This is a genomic window from Kitasatospora sp. MAA19 (assembly GCF_029894125.1).
GTDB lineage: Bacteria > Actinomycetota > Actinomycetes > Streptomycetales > Streptomycetaceae > Kitasatospora.
The window spans coordinates 128370-144383 of the sequence record NZ_JARXYZ010000001.1 but is presented as its reverse complement, the minus strand read 5'-3'; the positions used below and the strand labels follow the sequence as shown (position 1 = coordinate 144383).

Genomic DNA, 16014 nt, shown 5'->3' with positions numbered 1-16014 from the left:
ACGTTGCGTGCGCCTGCGTGACACGGGCGGAACGGGCGCTGTCATGCCGCTGTTAGGGCGCCTCGCCTAGCCTGATCAGGCAGCCAGGTGGCGGGGGAGAGAGGACCGATGACGGTGGACCAGGGTTTGCTCACGCCATCGGTGCTGCGCCGCCGCAGCGTCCGTTGGCAGTTCACCACCCTGTACTCCACCCTCTTCGTGGCCTCAGGTGCCACGACGCTGGCGGTGGTCGGGCTGATCGCGGGCGGCTCGGTGGCCGTCGCGCCTGCCCCGGACAACGGGACCGGGCCCGTCCCGTCTGGTGCCCAGGAGCGGATCGCCAGCCTTGAGCACCAACTCACCGAGGCCCACACCCAGCAGACGCACCAACTGCTCCTCGGCTTGGCTGTCGGCCTGACAGTGATGGGCGTGGTCTCGGTCGTGCTCGGCTGGTATGCCGCCGGGCGGGTGCTGCACCCGCTGCGCGCGATGACCGCCGCCACCCGCCGGATCTCCGCCGACAGCCTGCACGAGCGGCTCGCCGTCCAGGGCCCGCGCGACGAGCTGAGGAACCTCGGCGACACCATCGACGGGCTGCTGGCGCGCCTGGAGGGCGCGTTCACGGCCCAGCGGCGATTCGTCGCCGATGCCTCCCACGAACTGCGTACCCCGCTGGCCACCATGCGGGCGGCAGTGGACGTGACGCTCGCCAAGCCGGGCCCCCTCCCCGAGCAGACGCGGAGGCTGGCGGGCCGGGTCCGCGCTGAGCTCGACCAGGTCGACCGGCTGCTGGACGGCCTGCTGACCCTGGCCCGCGCCCAGCACGGCGTGCTGCCGGGTTCCGAGACCGTCCGATTGGACGAGCTCGCCGCCGAAGCCCTCGACGAGCGGGCCGACGCCATCGCTCGCCGCGGTCTGACGGCAACCCGCGAGAGCGGCTCCGCCGTTCGCGTGTACGGCAGCCGGACCCTGCTGCGCCGACTGGTGCAGAACCTGGTCGACAACGCGGCGCAGCACAACGAGCCCGACGGCTGGCTACGCGTCGCCGTCCACGCCGATAGCGACGCGCTCGTCCACCTGGTCGTGGACAACGGCGGACTGGCGCTGACGCAGGACGAGGCGGCACAGCTCGTCCGCCCGTTCCGCCGGATCGGCGCGGAGCGAACCCGCGGCAGCGACGGATCGGGTCTCGGGCTCGCCATCGTCGCGGCGGTCGCCGAGGCGCACGGTGGCACGCTGGAGCTGCATGCCCGCTCCGGGGGTGGTCTGCGGGCCACCGTCACCCTGCCGCAGGCCGGCGGCAACCAGGAGGCCACGGCATGAGGGTGTTGGTGGTCGAGGACGCGCGGGTGCTCGCTGACCTCGTGGCCGAGGGCCTGCGCGACCAGGGCATGGCGGTGGACGTCGCCTATGACGGTCTGGAGGCCGCCGCCAAACTGGACACCGCCGCGTATGAGGCGATCGTGCTGGACCGCGACCTGCCAGGCATCCACGGCGACGCGCTCTGCCAGATGGTCACCGACCGGGACGAGAGGCCGATGGTGCTGATGCTTACCGCCGCCGACTCGCCCGGTGACCGCGTCGGCGGCCTGAGTCTGGGGGCCGACGACTACCTGGTCAAACCCTTCCACTTCCCCGAACTCGTTCTCCGGCTACGGGCCCTGGCCCGCCGGCGGCCCTACGCCCGCGCCCGAGTGCTCCGCGCGGCCGGCATCGAACTCGACCCCGTCCGCCGCGCCGCCACGCGGGACGGGCGACGGCTCGACCTCTCGGTCAAGGAGTTCGAGGTCCTCGCCGCCCTGCTGCAGGCCAGCCCCGCATTCCTCAGTGCGGAGGCCCTGCTGGAGCAGGTGTGGGACGAGCACGCCGACCCGTTCACCAACACCGTCGCGGTGACCATCGGCAGACTCCGACGCAAGCTCGGCGAACCACCTGTGATCGCCACCACGCCCACGGTCGGCTACCGGATCGCCGACTCGGGAGAGTGACCGCCGGTTGCGAGCCGCCGACGCACTACCCGCGGCAGCGGCGACCCGCTGACGACGAAGGCCCGGACCGCTGTGCGGTCCGGGCCTTCTGCCGGCGGAGGATACGAGATTCGAACTCGTGAGGGGTTGCCCCCAACACGCTTTCCAATTCTGCACGCGGGTGTACGGGTGGGTCCGGAACTGTCCTGACCTGCGGCGGAGAGGTCGGTGGAGGGGCCTGTGGACGCCGCTGAACGTTGATGAATGAGCCCAGAACTGAGACCGAAACCGAGGCCGGGATGGGGTCAGGCCACGTGTGGTCCGAAGGCGACGGTGGAGGTGTCGCCGTCCAGGCCGATGTTCAGTGATGCGTCCAGTGCCTTGGCGAGGCGGGTCGGCAGGGGCAGTGTGGGGACGGTTGCGCCAGCGGGCCGGCCGGCTGGACTCGCGGAGCCGACGGGATCTTCTCGCCGTCGGAGCCGCAGGGATCCCCATCTTCAGGGCGGGTCGAATCCGGGGCCTGGAATCCGCGTAGCGGTGTGTCATCGTGGGGGTAGGGCGCGACGGCGCGGTCGGCTAATGCAGGAGAGGGCAGTTGTCATGTCCCTACAGCCTGATCACCTTGGCCCTGCCGCGACACATCTCAGGTCCCCGCAGTGGCGGAGCAGGGAGTACGCGGACCTGTTCGGGCAGGCTCCGGTGATTTTCGCTGCGCTGAGCGGCCCGAGGCATGTGCTGGAGGCAGCGAATTCGGCGTTCTTCGAGGCCTGTGGAGGCGACCGCAGGCGCACCGGCGTGCCGATCGGAGAACTGATTCCGGAACTGGCTTCGCAGGGCGTCCTCGACCGGCTCGATGCGGTGTACCACACCGGCACCGCGTACCGGGCCCAAGGCAGGCGGCTCGTGCTCGGTGAGCCGGGGGCGGAGCGGGAGGGGTTCTTCGACTTCACCTACGAGCCCCGCCGAGACCTGGTCGGCCAGGTCGACGGAGTGGTGGTGATCGCGGTGGAGACCACCGCGTACCACCATGCCCAGCTCCTGGCCGCCGAGCAGCGCATCCTGCTGGAGCAGATCGCGCGCGACGCCCCGTTGGACGAGATCCTGAGCGGCATGGCCAGGGCCATCGAGGACCTGTCCCCGGAAATGATCGTCTCGGTGTTGCTTGTCGATGCCGACGGCCGACACCTGCGGCACGGCACCGGCCCGACCCTGCCCGCCTTCTACAACGAGGCGATCGACGGGATCGCCATCGGCGACGGCGTCGGCTCGTGCGGCACGGCCGCCTTCCTGCGCGCGCCGGTGATCGTCACCGACATCGCCACCGATCCCCGGTGGGAGGGCTATCGCGACCTGGCAAAGCGGGCTGAGGTCGCGGCATGCTGGTCCACCCCGATCGAAGGACTGGACGGTCGGCTGCTGGGCACCTTCGCGATATACCACCGCATTCCCAAGGCCCCCGAGGACAAGGACGTGGCGCTCAGCGCCGCGTTCACCCGCATTGCCGCCCTGGCCATCGAACGCCACCGCGCGGTGGAGGCAGGCCATGCCGCCCAGCAGCGTGAGAAAGCGGCCCGTGAGGACTTGGCTTTCGTGTTGGACGCCAGCACCGCCATCACGCGCGAGCTGCACTATTTCGACTGCCTGCAGTGCCTGGCCCGGCTGACCGTGCCGACCTTGGCGCCACTGTGTGCCGTCCACGTGGTCGAGGGTGGCCAGACCCGGCGGATCGCCGTGGCCGCCTCCACCCGCGCCGAGGAAGGCCTCCTCGCCTCCCCCGAACTGAGCGACGAGGTCGACAACGCGGTTGCTCGTGTACTGGCCTCCGGCACCACCGAGACCGACCACTTCGGCGCCCGTACGGGCGGTCTCTTTACGCAGCTCGGCGTCACCGGTTACGTGTGCGCGCCGCTGGCCACTCGCGGCGGCACCTTCGGCGTACTGACCCTGCTGGCTACTGACCGGCCGATGGACAGCCACATCGTCGCCCTAGCCGAGGAGCTCGCCCGCCGGGCCGCATCCAGTGCTGACAACGCCCACCAGTTTTCCGACCGCGTCCAACTGGCCCGCGACCTACAGGCAGGCCTGCTGCCTCCCGAGTTGCCCAGGATTCCCGGCACCACTCTGGCGGCCTCGTACCATCCCGCCGGCGAAGGACTCGACGTTGGTGGAGACTTCTACGATGTCTTCCCGCTGTCCGACGACTGCTGGGCGCTCATGATAGGTGACGTGTGCGGGCGCGGTGCTCTGGCCGCCGCCACCACCGGCGTGGTCCGCCACACCGCACGCGCCGCCGCCCGTCTCCTGAACGACCCGGCGGCGGTGGTCGCCGCCATCAACGACGCTCTGGCGGATAGCACCGCCGACGAGGACCGCTTCGTTTCACTCGTCTACGCCGAACTGCGGCAGAACGTATCCCACCTCGCACTGAACCTGATTCGCGCCGGCCACGTACCCCCACTCGTACGCCGCGCCGACGGCACGGTCGAAGAACTCGCCCAACCGGGCATACTCCTGGGTATCGGCCCCCACCCCGACGGGTCTGCTTGCAGTATCGACCTGTATCCGGGCGACGCCCTGATCCTGGTCACCGACGGCATCACCGAGGCACGCTCAGCGGACGGCGAGTTCTTCGGTGAGGACCGCTTGGCTGAGGCCCTCGTCACGCTTGGGACCACGTCCCCCACCGCCACCGCCCTCATTGAGACCGTCACCGCCGCAGTCGCCGCCTTCGCAGCTGATTCCACCATCGACGACCAGGCCGTGCTGGTTCTCACCGCCACGTGACAGTGGCCGGCGCCGCAGAGGCCGTGAAAGAAGCGCTGTGAGCGGTCCGGGCCTTCGTCTTGCCTGCTCAGGCACTGCGGAGGATACGAGATTCGAACTCGTGAGGGGTTGCCCCCCAACGCGCTTTCCAACTGTTCGTCCGGCTGTTCAGGGGCGGGTGCGGGCGTCCCGACCTGCGATTGGGCGCTCTTGCTGCCCGAGCGCGATCGCCGCTCGGGGCCGGCCGTGCACAAGCCCGCCGGGTTGCTGAACTGAGGACCCAGAGAGCTTCCCGTGACACCGGCGGAGATCACCCGCTACGCGGCGGCGGCTCGGGAACGGGAGGCTTCGATCTCGGCGTAGGCGCCGGCCTTGTTCTCCCAGTGGGAGCCCTCGACGGATTTTCCGGGTTCGAGGTCCTTGTAGACCTCGAAGAAGTGGGTGATCTCCTGCAGGTCGAACGGAGGCATGTCGTCGATGTCCTGCAGCCGTGCGAAGCGCGGGTCGTGAGCGGGCACGCAGAGCACTTTCTCGTCCGGCCCTTTCTCGTCGGTCATGACGAACATGCCGATGGCGCGACATGTGATGCCGCATCCCGGAAAGGTGGGCTCGCCGACGAGGACGAGGGCGTCGAGAGGGTCGCCATCCCCACCGAGGGTGTCTTCGATGAACCCGTAGTCCGCTGGGTAGCGGGTGGCCGTGAACAGCATCCGGTCCAGGCGGATCCGCCCGGCTGCATGGTCCATCTCGTACTTGTTGCGCGAGCCTTGGGGGATCTCGACGATCACCTCGAAGTCCATGTCGGCCTCCTTCCGCGATCCCGGGCGTCCGGTGCCGCGACGACTCCAGGTCTTCATTCTCCGGCGGATCAGCCGAGGCCGCATCGCGGCCACCCGGTTGCACTCTCTAGCTCTGCAGACCTTCAACGCCCCGGGTTAGCCTCTGTCTGAACAGGGCTTCGTCCGCTTTGTCCCCGGGCGGCGCGTTTGTCCCCGGGTGGCGCGTTCGACAGAGCCACTCCGCAGGAGTCGACAAAGAGGGATTCTCCGGCAGCGATCCGGTCGAAGTAAGCCAGGCTATTCGCAGATCGCGCGACTCGCCCGCGCAGCCGAGCGGTTCAGTGCGCCCGGCGCACCAGCACGACGTCGAGGAGGACGGAATGGCTGGGTTCGTTCTCGCCGGCGCATCCGCTGTGCAGTACACCGCCGCGCTTGTCCCTGGGCGGAGCCGGCTCGGTGCTCCAGCCGCAGTGGCACCTGTGCTGACCGGGTCGGGCCGAACCCTGGTGGTGGTGGTCGCGCTGATCGCGGCCGGTGCACTGGTGGTGGCCTGGGTGTTTGTGAGGCAGGTGCTGGCCGCGGACGAGGGCACGCCGGCGATGCGGCGGATCGCCGCAGCGATCCAGGAGGGCGCGAACGCGTATCTGGCGCGCCAGTTCCGCACCCTGGGGGTGTTCGCCGGGGTGGTGCCTTTCGTGCTGCTGCTGCTCCCGGCGGACAACTGGGGGCAGCGGGTGGGGCGTTCGGTGTTCTTCCTGGTCGGGGCGGCGTTCTCGGCGACGACCGGGTACGTGGGGATGCAGTTGGCCGTACGCAGCAATGTGCGGGTAGCGGCAGCGGCGCGGGCGGCAACACCGCCGGTTCCTGCGGCAGGCGATCGGGAGGGGCCGACGGCGGCACCGCTGGTGCGTACGGTCTCGCATCGCGCGATGCGGATCGGCTTCCGCACCGGCGGGGTGGTGGGCATGTTCACCGTGGGGCTGGGATTGCTGGGGGCGGCCGCGGTGGTGCTGATTTACCAGACGAACGCGCCGAAGGTGCTGGAGGGGTTCGGTTTCGGTGCGGCGTTGCTGGCGATGTTCATGCGGGTGGGCGGAGGGATCTTCACCAAGGCCGCAGACGTCGGCGCGGACCTGGTGGGCAAGGTGGAGCAGGGAATCCCGGAGGACGATCCGCGCAACGCGGCGACGATCGCCGACAACGTGGGCGACAACGTGGGGGACTGCGCGGGGATGGCGGCCGACCTGTTCGAGTCCTACGCGGTGACCCTGGTCGCCGCGCTGATCCTGGGCAGGGCCGCCTTCGGTGACCTCGGGCTGGCCTTCCCGCTGGTAGTACCCGGGATCGGGGTGCTCACCGCAGTGCTGGGCATCGTGGCGGTCTCCCCACGGCCCGGGGACCGCAGCGGTATGACCGCCATCAACCGTGGGTTCTTCGCCTCCGCGCTGGTCTCGCTCGCCTTGGTGGCCGGCGCGGTTTTCGCGTTCCTCCCGGCCCACTTCTCCGGTCTGCACGGGGTACCGGCCGAGATCACCCGGCACGCGGGCAGCCCACGACTTTTCGCCCTGGCCGCGGTGGCCATCGGGATCGTGCTGGCCTCCGCCATCCAGCAACTGACCGGCTACTTCACCGAGACCACCCGCCGGCCGGTGCGGGACGTGGCCAAGACCTCACTCACCGGGCCGGCCACCGTGGTGCTCTCCGGTATCGCGCTCGGCCTGGAAGCGGCCGTGTACTCCGCCGTGGCCATCGGCGCCGCGGTCTACGGCGCCTACCTCCTCGGCGGCGGCTCCCTGATCCTGTCCCTGTTCGCGGTCGCGCTGGCCGGCACCGGGCTGCTGACCACCGTGGGCGTGATTGTGGCCATGGACACGTTCGGCCCCGTCTCCGACAACGCCCAGGGCATCGCCGAGATGTCCGGCGACGTCACCGGCGCCGGCGCGCAGGTGCTTACCGAGCTGGACGCGGTCGGCAACACCACCAAGGCGATCACCAAGGGCATCGCCATTGCCACGGCAGTGCTTGCCGCCACCGCGCTGTTCGGCTCCTACACCGACGCCATCAACACCACCGAGGCGCAGATCGGCCCGGCCGCCCACGGCTCGAGCCTGAGCCTGGCCATCGACCAGCCCAACGACCTGGTCGGCCTGCTGCTCGGCGCTGCCGTCGTCTTCCTCTTCTCCGGCCTGGCCATCAACGCCGTCTCACGCTCCGCCGGTGCAGTGGTCTATGAGGTCCGTCGACAGTTCCGCACCCGCCCCGGCATCATGGACGGCACCGAGCGGCCCGAGTACGGCCGGGTGGTGGACATCTGCACCCGCGATGCACTGCGCGAACTGGCCACCCCGGGTCTGCTCGCCGTGCTGGCCCCGATCGCCGTGGGCTTCCTCCTCGGCGTCGGCTCGCTTGGCTCCTACCTGGCCGGCGCCATCGGCACCGGCACCCTGATGGCCGTCTTCCTGGCCACCTCCGGTGGCGCCTGGGACAACGCCAAGAAACTGGTCGAGGACGGCCACCACGGAGGCAAGGGCAGCCCCGCCCACGCCGCCACCGTCATCGGTGACACCGTAGGGGATCCCTTCAAAGACACCGCAGGACCCGCCATCAACCCGCTGCTGAAGGTGATGAACCTGGTCTCCCTTCTGGTCGCCCCAGCCATCGTCAAACTCGGCTTCGGCTCGCACGCCAACCTCGGCCTCCGGCTGACTATCGCCCTGGTGGCCCTGGCCGTCGTCATCACCGCAGTGTGGATCTCCAAACGCCGCAGCATCACCGTCGGCCCCGACGAAACACCCACCGACACCCGAGCGCCGGAGGAGCCCGCCCCCGTCCCGTAGTCCGCATCCTGAGTGCGGGGAGCAAGCCTGCGGACTACTGAGACCAGGAAACGGCGAAGACCCCGGCCGCATCGCGATCGGGGTCTTCGTTTCGGCTGGTCAGCCGTGGCGGAGGATGCGAGATTCGAACTCGTGAGGGGTTGCCCCCAACACGCTTTCCAATTCTCCCGAACGCCGTCCGTCAGCGTTCACACCCATCCTGACCTGCGGCGGAGCGAACCGCTGGGCGGCGGCTGAACCCGGCTGGACGGGGGTGAATGAGACCAAAACTGAGACCAGCGCGGGGCCCTCGTCGCTACTGGTCGTAGGACCAGGCGCGGCCGGTCTGCCGGTACTGCTCGACGGGGATGGGCACGACGTCGACCCGCATCCGTGCGGTGTACAGCAGGCCGTCGAGGTGGTCGATCTCGTGGTGGAGCAGGCGCGCGAGCCCGCGCTCGTAGGTGGTGACCATCGCCTGGCCGTCCAGGCTGGTGGTCTCCACGGTGATCCGCAGTGGCCGGGGGACCAGGCCGCGGACGTCGAAGAAGGACAGGCAGCCTTCGAACTGCTCGTCCGCTTCGTCGGAGCGGTCGGTGATGCGCGGGTTCAGCATGACGATCGGCGGGCTGTCAGGGTCGGCGGGCTGGACGATGGCGGCGGCCCGGCCGATCCCGATCTGCGGTGCCGCGATACCCATGCCCTTGGCGAAGGGGTGGACCTGGCCGATGCGCTCCATCGCGGTGAACAGCTTCTCGACGACCTGCTCGGCGGCTTCGCGCTCGGCGGGCAGGTCGAACGGTCGGGCGGGCTCGGCGAGGATGGGCGCGCCCTCCTGGACGACACCGAGGTCGCGCATCTGGTCGCTGGGCCGCACCTGGATCACCTGAACTCCCCTTGGTTCGTGTCGCGTTCGGGTCGGGCCCGGAATCGCCATTCCAGACGGTGCCGGGCATGGAGGGTAGGCGTGGACGTGCTCCAGGAGAAGACCTGCATACCGGCCTGGTCGCGTCGAATCGGGGCGGTCCGCAGCGGTACCGCTTCGGCGGTCATCGACGTCTCGGTGCCCCAGACCGCCGGGTCGAGCTCGGCGGGGAAGGCGAGTTCGACTTCCAGGTGCTCGGTGGGCAGGCGGACCGCCCGCTGGAATCAGCGACCCCACTTCTCTTCGCCGACCGAGTAGGCGTACTCGATCCGTACCGACTCGCCCGGGTACAGCGGGAAACGGCCGTGCTCGTTCTCGAAGAGCAGCCAGACCTCCTTGAACGCGTCGCGGTCGTGCTTGGCCTGCCAGTTCATCGCCTCCCCACGGCAGGTCGCGGTCAGCGCGAGTTCGTCCCAGGTCAGCGGGTGTTCGCGGTAGTGCGCGTTGGAGCGCTCCGGCTCGCCGGGGTAGCGGTCGACGCTGATGCGGATCAGGTAGCGGGTGATCGGCTCGCTGCCGGTGTTCCGCAGCAGCCGGCGCATCGTCAGCCGGTAGCTCCCTGCACACCCGCTTGGCCTGGGTGCTGGGCGGCACCGTCAAGCGCCTGCACGGGGTCCGCGGGATGCGACGCGCCTACCGACTGACTGCCGAACTGGTCGACACCGACCAGTTCTTCCTCGCCGACGGGGACTTCGCCATCGACCCCGCGTTCCCCGCTGCCGAGGTGGAGTCGCTGGCCGATGGGGTGTCGATGCGGGTCTGGCGTGCCGTCAACCCGGTCAACGGCCTTACCTACGGCTACGGCGGCCTCAAGCTGATCCGCACCAGCGCGCTGCGCGAGATGGGCCAGGCGGTCGACGTGCTGGCCGCGCTGCCCGGACGCGTCGAGTTCAGCGAGCAGACCGCTGGCACCACGCTGTTCAAGCAGACCCCGTTCCATGCCTGGAAGGCAGGCTTCCGCGAGTGCGCGATGCTCGCGCGCGGCAGCGAGTACGGCATGACCGACACCTCCGCCCAGGAACGCATCCTGGCCTGGACGGCCAGCGAGGACGGCGACTTCGCCCACTACGCGGCAGCCGGCGCCCGCGACGGGTGCGACTTCGCCCACCTAACGGCGCGCGACCCCAAGCGGCTCGAGGCGCTCAACGACCCGACCTGGCTGCACCGGCACTTCACCGCGCTGCACGACGAGCAGGCGATCGCCGGATGAGCGCCAGGACCGGGCCGCTGGTCCTGATCGAGCCGTACGCCCACCTCGGCGGCGGGCACCACCAGCGCACGCTGACCGCGCTCGCTGCCGCCCGCCCAGGCTCCGTGGTCATCACTCCGCAGGGGATCGCAGGCGGGCCCGGTCCGCTGCTGCGGGCCGACGCCTGCATCGCCGCAGGCCCTGTGCGCCCGGCGGCGAAGGCTCTGCTGGCCGGTGCGCGAGCGGCGGCACGCGTCTCGACCGCCGGTCAGCGGCTCTTCGCCTCGCGCAGCTGGCCGTTGGGCCTGCGTCGGCTGCCGCACCAGGTCACCCTGATCGCTCGCTGCCTGACCGAGGCCGCATGCCTTCGCACCGCCCGCCGCCTCGTCCCGCAGCCCGGGGCGGTGGTGATTCTCGGCGCGAGCGAGGCCCTGCACGGCATGGCCGCCCTGCTCGGCGGCGGCCGACACCTGCGGTTCATCCACGAGCTCGTCACCACCGAGGACCGATCGGTCCGCTGGCTGGGTCGGCTCGCAGGCCAGGGCGAGAAGCGCGCGGTCGCGCTGTACCCGACCACTGCGGTCCGCGATCAGTTCCAGCAGGGCTTCCCCCATCTGCCCGGCCGGGTGCGGGCGTTCGCGGTCGACGACGGCCGGCGCCTCACCGAGGCCGAACGCCAGGGCGCCCGCTCCGCCTTCACCATTCCCACCGGTGCGACGGCCGTGTGCCTGGTCGGCGGTTGGTGGCCGTACAAGGACCTCGCCACCGTCGACGCCGCCCTGGCCCGCATCACCGAGCCGCTGCACGTCCTGGTCTGCGGTGCACCGCTGGACGACGCGGTGCTCGAACGCTGGCACCGCCTTCCCCGCGTTCGGGTCCACACCGTGCCCGGCCCGGTCGGCGAAGACGTCCTGGGTGGTAGAGCGCACCCACTCGTGGATGAACGGCTACGGAAAGCCCCGTCGCTGTACCGAGAGGAGCGGCGAGGTCGTGGACTTCTACCTCTACCTCGCCGCCACTCTCGTCACGCTCCGCATGCTCATCCGACGCTCGACGAGCCGCTACCGCTGGGACGGCCGCCCCACCACCCGACGCCTCAAGTGATCCATTTGCCGGTCGGTCTTAATCGAGTGCGAGAGTCCCGGTCCGGGTGATACAAGGTCTGCGTGACTAAGCATCTCCACTTCTCCACCCTGCTGCGGATGATTGACGGGTGGTCCGCCGCGTTCCGCGCCGCCGTCGCCGCGGCCCCCAGCCTCGACGCCGACGTCCCGTCCTGCCCGGGCTGGACGCTGTACGACCTGGCGAACCACCTCAGTGAGGGGGACCGCTTCTGGGCCTACATCGTGCTGAACACCGCGCCGGGCGACGAGCGGCCGAGCAAGGACGGGCTGGCGGCGCCCAGGGAGCGCGAGGCCCTCATAACCTGGCTGGCCGACTCGACGGAGCAGCTGCTTACTGCGCTGCGCGAGGCCGGCCCGGACCGGGGCTGCTGGGCCTGGTGGGAGCCGCTGGCCTCGACGCACACGGTGGCCGCCGTGGCCCGCCGCCGCGTCCCGGAGTCGCTGATCCACACCTACGACGCCCAGCTGGCCTCCGGTACCCCGCAGGAGCTGCCGACGACCGAGGCGGTCGACGCCATCGAGGAGTTCCTCGCCACCGTCTGCACCGTCACGGTCCCGTGGCCGGGCGAGCCCGCCACCATGGACTACCACGCAGCCGAGGCTGGCTCCTGGCGCCAGACGGTGGACGCCGCCGGTTCCCGCTTCACCCGCCTCACCGCGGCGGAGGCCGCCGAGAGCAAGCCCACCGCCGCCATCTACGGCACGGCGAGCGAGATGGCCCTGCTCATGTACATGCGCATCCCGGCCGGCTCGCTGCGGATGGAGGGCGACGCCGACCTGCTCCAGCAGCTGCAGAACTGGGGCTAGGACCGACCGGCAAATGGATCACTTGAGGCGTCGGGTGGTGGGGCGGCCGTCCCAGCGGTAGCGGCTCGTCGAGCGTCGGATGAGCATGCGGAGCGTGACGAGAGTGGCGGCGAGGTAGAGGTAGAAGTCCACGACCTCGCCGCTCCTCTCGGTACAGGGACGGGGCTTTCCGTAGCCGTTCATCCACGAGTGGGTGCGTTCTACCACCCAGCGTTTTCCGGCTTGGATCGGGGCAGGCACGCTCTTGCGTGCGATCTCGGCAGTGAAGCCCAACCCGGCTATCAGCAGACGGGACTTGGCGCTGTCGTAGCCGCGGTCGAGGTTGACGTTGACGGTCTCCGGCATCGCGCCGACCTGTGCCTGTGCCGCGTCCAGAGTGGGGCCGAGCAGGGGTGAATCGTGCCGGTCGGCCCCGTCGGAGACGATCCCGAGCGGGACACCACAGGCATCGGACGCGACGGAGCGTTTCAGCCCCTGCTTGCCCCGGTCCACCGGGGAGCGCCCGGCCTTGTCCCCACCGGACGGGGCCTTGGTGATGCAGCCGTCCACCGAGATCTCGCTCAGCCCGAGGCCGATCATGCGGTCGTAGGCCTCGAGTGCAAGGGCATGGACCTTCTCGGATATCCCCAGTTCAGCCCACTGCTTGACGCGGCGCCGGATGGTCCGGTCGGAGCATCCGGCGCCAGCGATCCGTTCGTAGCCGGAGCCGTGGACCAGCGCGAGCACGATGTACTCGAAGACGGTCCGGTCTGGAACCCGTCGCCGGTGACAACCCAGCGGATGGCTCTCGGCTCGAGGAGGAGACCGGCCTCCTCGTCCGCCCGGCCGATCTCGTACTCGTCCACGTCATCCACGTCGAACAGGTCTTCGGCCAGGCAGGGCAGTTCGTCCTCTTCGTCTTCGCCACCGACACGTGGACCGGCGAACTGACCAATACCGAGCCGGACAAACACCTGGCTGCCCAGTGGGTCTCTGGGGACCGCCTCCCTGAGCCCGCGTTCCCGACAGCTACGCAGGCTCTGGTCGCGTACCGGGACGGAAGTCCCTCCTTCTCCCGCTACGGATGGTCGGCCACCACGGCGTGATAGGCGGGCCAGGCGCAAGGGTGGCTGCCGCTACCGGGACCTCTGCTTGACCGAAGCTCTGCGGGCGGCCATCCAGCGGGTGGCCGGGTCCTGTCCCAGTACGTGGCCACCCCCTACGCCACCCGCCTCCTTCCGCCGCCGGCGCCCAACCCGCGGGCCTCGGCTACCTCCTGAAGGACCGCGTCGGCGATGTCGCCGACTTCCTCGACGCCCTGCGCCGTGTGGCATCCGGCGACGCCGTCATCGACCCCGACGTCGTGCGCATCCTCCTCCGCACCCAGACCGCCGCCCACCCCCTCACCCGCCTCACCCCCCCGCGAGCGCGAAGTCCTCTCCCACATGGCCGAGGGCCTCAACAACCAGGCCAGCGCGGCGCGGCTCTCCATCACCGAAGCCTCCGTGGTGAAGCACTGCGGCAACATCTTCACCAAACTCGACCTCGACCCCACCGAAGGCAACCGCCGCGTCCTGGCCGTCCTCACCCACCTCCGCGCCTCATAGCCGGACAGGGCGGGAGGTCAGCGCTGCTCCCACTGCTCCTTCGTGATCTCGTACTGCACGCCGCCGAGGTCGGCGCCCTCGACCATCAGCATGCCGTCCGGGGTGGGGAGGGGATGGGAGAACGTCATGCCCACCTTCTCCATGACGTTGCGCGAACCGCGGTTCAGCACCATCGTCGCGGCCCAGACCATGCGCAGGTCGAGCTCGCCGAACCCCTTGCGCAGCAGGGCCAGCGAGGCCTCGGTGGCGTAGCCCTTGCCCCAGGCCGCCTGCCGCAGCCGGTACCCGAGCTCGGCCTCGTCCTTCGGGCCGTCCTTCTCGGGTCGCAGGCAGAACCAGCCGATGAACGCCCCGCCGTCCTTCTCGAACGCGGCGAACAACCCGAGCTCGCCGCCCCACCTCTCGTAGCCGGCGATGATGTTCGGCAGATGGCTCTCGCGGACGACCTCCGCAGGCGTCCCCTCCCCGCCGGACAGGAAGCGCATCACCGCCGGATCGCTGTCCAACTCAATCAACAGGTCCGCGTCGTCAGCAGTGAATCGGCGCAGCGTCAGGCGCTCGGTCTCCAGATAGATGGTCACGCAGCGGATCATTCACGAACCACCTGAGACCCTCAACGCATTTACGGCACCACCCACCCCCGCACAGCTGGCGTTCTTTTTACAGACCCGTTCCCGGCTGTCGGGCCGGACGTCGTCGTCGGGCTCGGGCACCGGTTCGTCGGCGGGCAGGTCATCCTGCTCCGCGTCCGTCACCGGTGCGGGCTCGGTCGCCGGTGCAGGCTCGGCGTTTTCGCGGAGCGGGAGTTCGCGCTCGGCGGGCTTCGGTTCGGTGGTGGTCGCGGTTGCGGTGGCGCGGTGGGCGAGGAGGGTGCCGCCGAAGAAGGCGAGGGCGGGCCATTCGGCGACCATGATCCGCAGCCAGGCGGGGACGTGGTCGAGGTCGAGGAGGCCGGCGGTGGCGACGTTCGCGCCGAGGGAGGCGGTCAGGGCGATGGCGAACCAGGTCCAGGCGGTGCCGGCGGGACGTCCGGTGGTGCGCAGGGTCGGGACGGTGCGTATAGCGCCGAGGGTCGGGCAGCGGGGTAGGTGGTGGGCGGGGCGGGCACGCGGCCCGAGTACCGGCACGGCTGCGGCGATTGCTGCGGGCGCAAGCCTGGCTTCTGCCCGCAGAAGGAGCCGATCCGCCGCGAGACCAAGGACACCAAGTCCCGAGCCGGGCGACGTGCGGTGCCGCTGCCCGAGCAGCTCGTCGTGATCCTCCGGCAGCACAAGGAGGAGCAGGACCGCGAGCGGGCCCTCGCGCGCCACCTCTGGACGGACAAGGGCTACGTCTTCACCTCGGAGACCGGCGAGCCGCTCAACCCCAGCACCGACTACCACCACTGGAAGCGGCTCCTGCGCGAGGCCGGCATCCGCGACGGCCGCCTCCATGACGCCCGTCACACCGCCTCGACCGTCCTCCTCCTGCTCGGCGTGCCGGAGCGGATCGTCATGGCGATCATGGGCTGGTCCTCGACCTCGATGGCCCAGCGCTACCAGCACGTCACCGAGCCGATGCTGAACGACGTCGGCAGGAAGATCGGCGCGGCTCTGTGGGGCGACGTCGGATCTGGCCCAGAGGAGCCCGGCGAAGACGCCGCCTGAGGCCCAGAACCCCAACTGAGACCACGACACGAAGAAGGCCCCGACCGGAAACCCGGTCGGGGCCTTCAACTGCCCTACTGGGCAGGGGCGGAGGATACGAGATTCGAACTCGTGAGGGGTTGCCCCCAACACGCTTTCCAAGCGTGCGCCCTAGGCCTCTAGGCGAATCCTCCGTGGGAGAGCTTAGTACATGTTCGGGGGTGGTCGCGACCAGCTATCCCGTAGGCGGGAGGGTGGGGGTGGCCTGTGGATCGTCGGGGCTCGGATCCGGTAGTGTGGGGGTCAGCCCCTCGTGTGGCGTTATCTCTCTGAACCCCCCCAGGGCCGGAAGGCAGCAAGGGTAGGAGGGCTCTGGCGGGTGCACGGGGGGTCTTTGCGTTCCCGGACCGGGGGGGCGGGGACGGTGGCGAGGTGAGGGGCGACGCGTTTGTCG

General features: G+C 70.1%; 12 protein-coding genes, 1 tRNA gene, 1 other RNA gene and 5 pseudogenes. 11 read left to right on the top strand and 8 right to left on the bottom strand.

The window, feature by feature from the left end; translation table 11 throughout:
- Positions 1-108: 108 nt before the first annotated feature.
- Both P3T27_RS00615 and P3T27_RS00610 read left to right on the top strand, forming a co-directional pair.
- The gene (locus tag P3T27_RS00615) at positions 109-1302 is read left to right on the top strand and encodes a HAMP domain-containing sensor histidine kinase (RefSeq protein ID WP_280673509.1); all 1194 of its coding nucleotides are present in this window, start codon (positions 109-111) and stop codon (positions 1300-1302) included.
- Complete coding sequence (locus P3T27_RS00610; RefSeq protein WP_280673507.1) at positions 1299-1967, top strand: response regulator transcription factor; 669 nt, start codon at positions 1299-1301, stop codon at positions 1965-1967. Before P3T27_RS00615 ends, P3T27_RS00610 begins: the two co-directional genes overlap by 4 nt.
- 284 nt (positions 1968-2251) lie before the next feature.
- On the opposite strand, the pseudogene P3T27_RS00605 reads toward P3T27_RS00610, so the two are convergent.
- Positions 2252-2371 (bottom strand): annotated as a pseudogene (locus tag P3T27_RS00605) (transcriptional regulator); the annotation flags it as partial.
- Positions 2372-2645: 274 nt separating this feature from the next.
- On the opposite strand from P3T27_RS00605, the gene P3T27_RS00600 reads away from it, so the two are divergent.
- Positions 2646-4730: a SpoIIE family protein phosphatase gene (locus P3T27_RS00600; RefSeq protein WP_280673506.1), complete on the top strand. Its 2085-nt coding sequence runs from the start codon at positions 2646-2648 to the stop codon at positions 4728-4730.
- Between the two features lie 296 nt (positions 4731-5026).
- On the opposite strand, the gene P3T27_RS00595 is transcribed toward P3T27_RS00600, so the two are convergent.
- Positions 5027-5509: an inorganic diphosphatase gene (locus tag P3T27_RS00595; RefSeq protein ID WP_218205006.1), complete on the bottom strand. Its 483-nt coding sequence runs from the start codon at positions 5507-5509 to the stop codon at positions 5027-5029.
- Between the two features lie 167 nt (positions 5510-5676).
- Between P3T27_RS00595 and P3T27_RS00590 the strand changes: the two genes are divergently transcribed.
- Positions 5677-8325, top strand: coding sequence for a sodium-translocating pyrophosphatase (locus tag P3T27_RS00590; RefSeq protein WP_280673501.1), 2649 nt, complete (start codon positions 5677-5679; stop codon positions 8323-8325).
- Positions 8326-8620: 295 nt separating this feature from the next.
- On the opposite strand, the gene P3T27_RS00585 is transcribed toward P3T27_RS00590, so the two are convergent.
- Together P3T27_RS00585 and P3T27_RS00580 are read right to left on the bottom strand one after the other, a co-directional pair.
- The gene (locus P3T27_RS00585) at positions 8621-9190 is read right to left on the bottom strand and encodes a peptide deformylase (RefSeq protein WP_280673499.1); all 570 of its coding nucleotides are present in this window, start codon (positions 9188-9190) and stop codon (positions 8621-8623) included.
- Between the two features lie 263 nt (positions 9191-9453).
- Complete coding sequence (locus P3T27_RS00580) at positions 9454-9771, bottom strand: hypothetical protein (RefSeq protein ID WP_280673498.1); 318 nt, start codon at positions 9769-9771, stop codon at positions 9454-9456.
- 38 nt (positions 9772-9809) lie between these two features.
- Here P3T27_RS00580 and P3T27_RS00575 point away from each other — a divergent pair, with 38 nt between their 5' ends.
- The 3 genes and pseudogenes from P3T27_RS00575 to P3T27_RS00565 all read left to right on the top strand — a co-directional run bounded on the left by P3T27_RS00575 (position 9810) and on the right by P3T27_RS00565 (position 12349).
- A complete protein-coding gene (locus P3T27_RS00575; RefSeq protein ID WP_280674092.1) occupies positions 9810-10439 on the top strand; it encodes a hypothetical protein in 630 nt (209 codons plus the stop codon).
- A gap of 891 nt (positions 10440-11330) precedes the next feature.
- A pseudogene (locus tag P3T27_RS00570) lies at positions 11331-11522 on the top strand (IS5/IS1182 family transposase); the annotation flags it as partial.
- A 62-nt stretch (positions 11523-11584) separates the two neighbouring features.
- A complete protein-coding gene (locus tag P3T27_RS00565; protein WP_280673496.1) occupies positions 11585-12349 on the top strand; it encodes a maleylpyruvate isomerase family mycothiol-dependent enzyme in 765 nt (254 codons plus the stop codon).
- An 18-nt stretch (positions 12350-12367) separates the two neighbouring features.
- Here the strand turns inward: P3T27_RS00565 and P3T27_RS00560 are convergent.
- Positions 12368-13138, bottom strand: a pseudogene (locus P3T27_RS00560) (IS5 family transposase); the annotation flags it as partial.
- On the opposite strand from P3T27_RS00560, the gene P3T27_RS40950 reads away from it, so the two are divergent.
- Both P3T27_RS40950 and P3T27_RS00550 read left to right on the top strand, forming a co-directional pair.
- Positions 13024-13434, top strand: coding sequence for an NUDIX domain-containing protein (locus P3T27_RS40950; protein WP_348534047.1), 411 nt, complete (start codon positions 13024-13026; stop codon positions 13432-13434). The pseudogene P3T27_RS00560 and the gene P3T27_RS40950 sit on opposite strands and share 115 nt — an antisense overlap.
- 87 nt (positions 13435-13521) lie before the next feature.
- Positions 13522-13935 (top strand): annotated as a pseudogene (locus P3T27_RS00550) (LuxR C-terminal-related transcriptional regulator); the annotation flags it as partial.
- Between the two features lie 17 nt (positions 13936-13952).
- On the opposite strand, the gene P3T27_RS00545 reads toward P3T27_RS00550, so the two are convergent.
- Both P3T27_RS00545 and P3T27_RS00540 read right to left on the bottom strand, forming a co-directional pair.
- A complete protein-coding gene (locus P3T27_RS00545) occupies positions 13953-14516 on the bottom strand; it encodes a GNAT family N-acetyltransferase (RefSeq protein ID WP_280673494.1) in 564 nt (187 codons plus the stop codon).
- Positions 14517-14528: 12 nt separating this feature from the next.
- Positions 14529-15062 carry a hypothetical protein gene (locus tag P3T27_RS00540; RefSeq protein WP_280673492.1) on the bottom strand — a complete coding sequence of 178 codons (534 nt, stop codon included), beginning with the start codon at positions 15060-15062 and terminating at the stop codon, positions 14529-14531.
- On the opposite strand from P3T27_RS00540, the pseudogene P3T27_RS00535 reads away from it, so the two are divergent.
- Positions 15045-15581: pseudogene (locus tag P3T27_RS00535) on the top strand (tyrosine-type recombinase/integrase); the annotation flags it as partial. The gene P3T27_RS00540 and the pseudogene P3T27_RS00535 overlap by 18 nt on opposite strands.
- Before the next feature lie 88 nt (positions 15582-15669).
- Here P3T27_RS00535 and P3T27_RS00530 read toward each other — a convergent pair.
- Positions 15670-15754: transfer RNA gene (locus tag P3T27_RS00530), tRNA-Ser, on the bottom strand.
- 111 nt (positions 15755-15865) lie between these two features.
- On the opposite strand from P3T27_RS00530, the gene ffs reads away from it, so the two are divergent.
- An RNA gene (ffs, locus tag P3T27_RS00525) (signal recognition particle sRNA small type) lies at positions 15866-15956 on the top strand.
- Positions 15957-16014 lie beyond the last annotated feature (58 nt).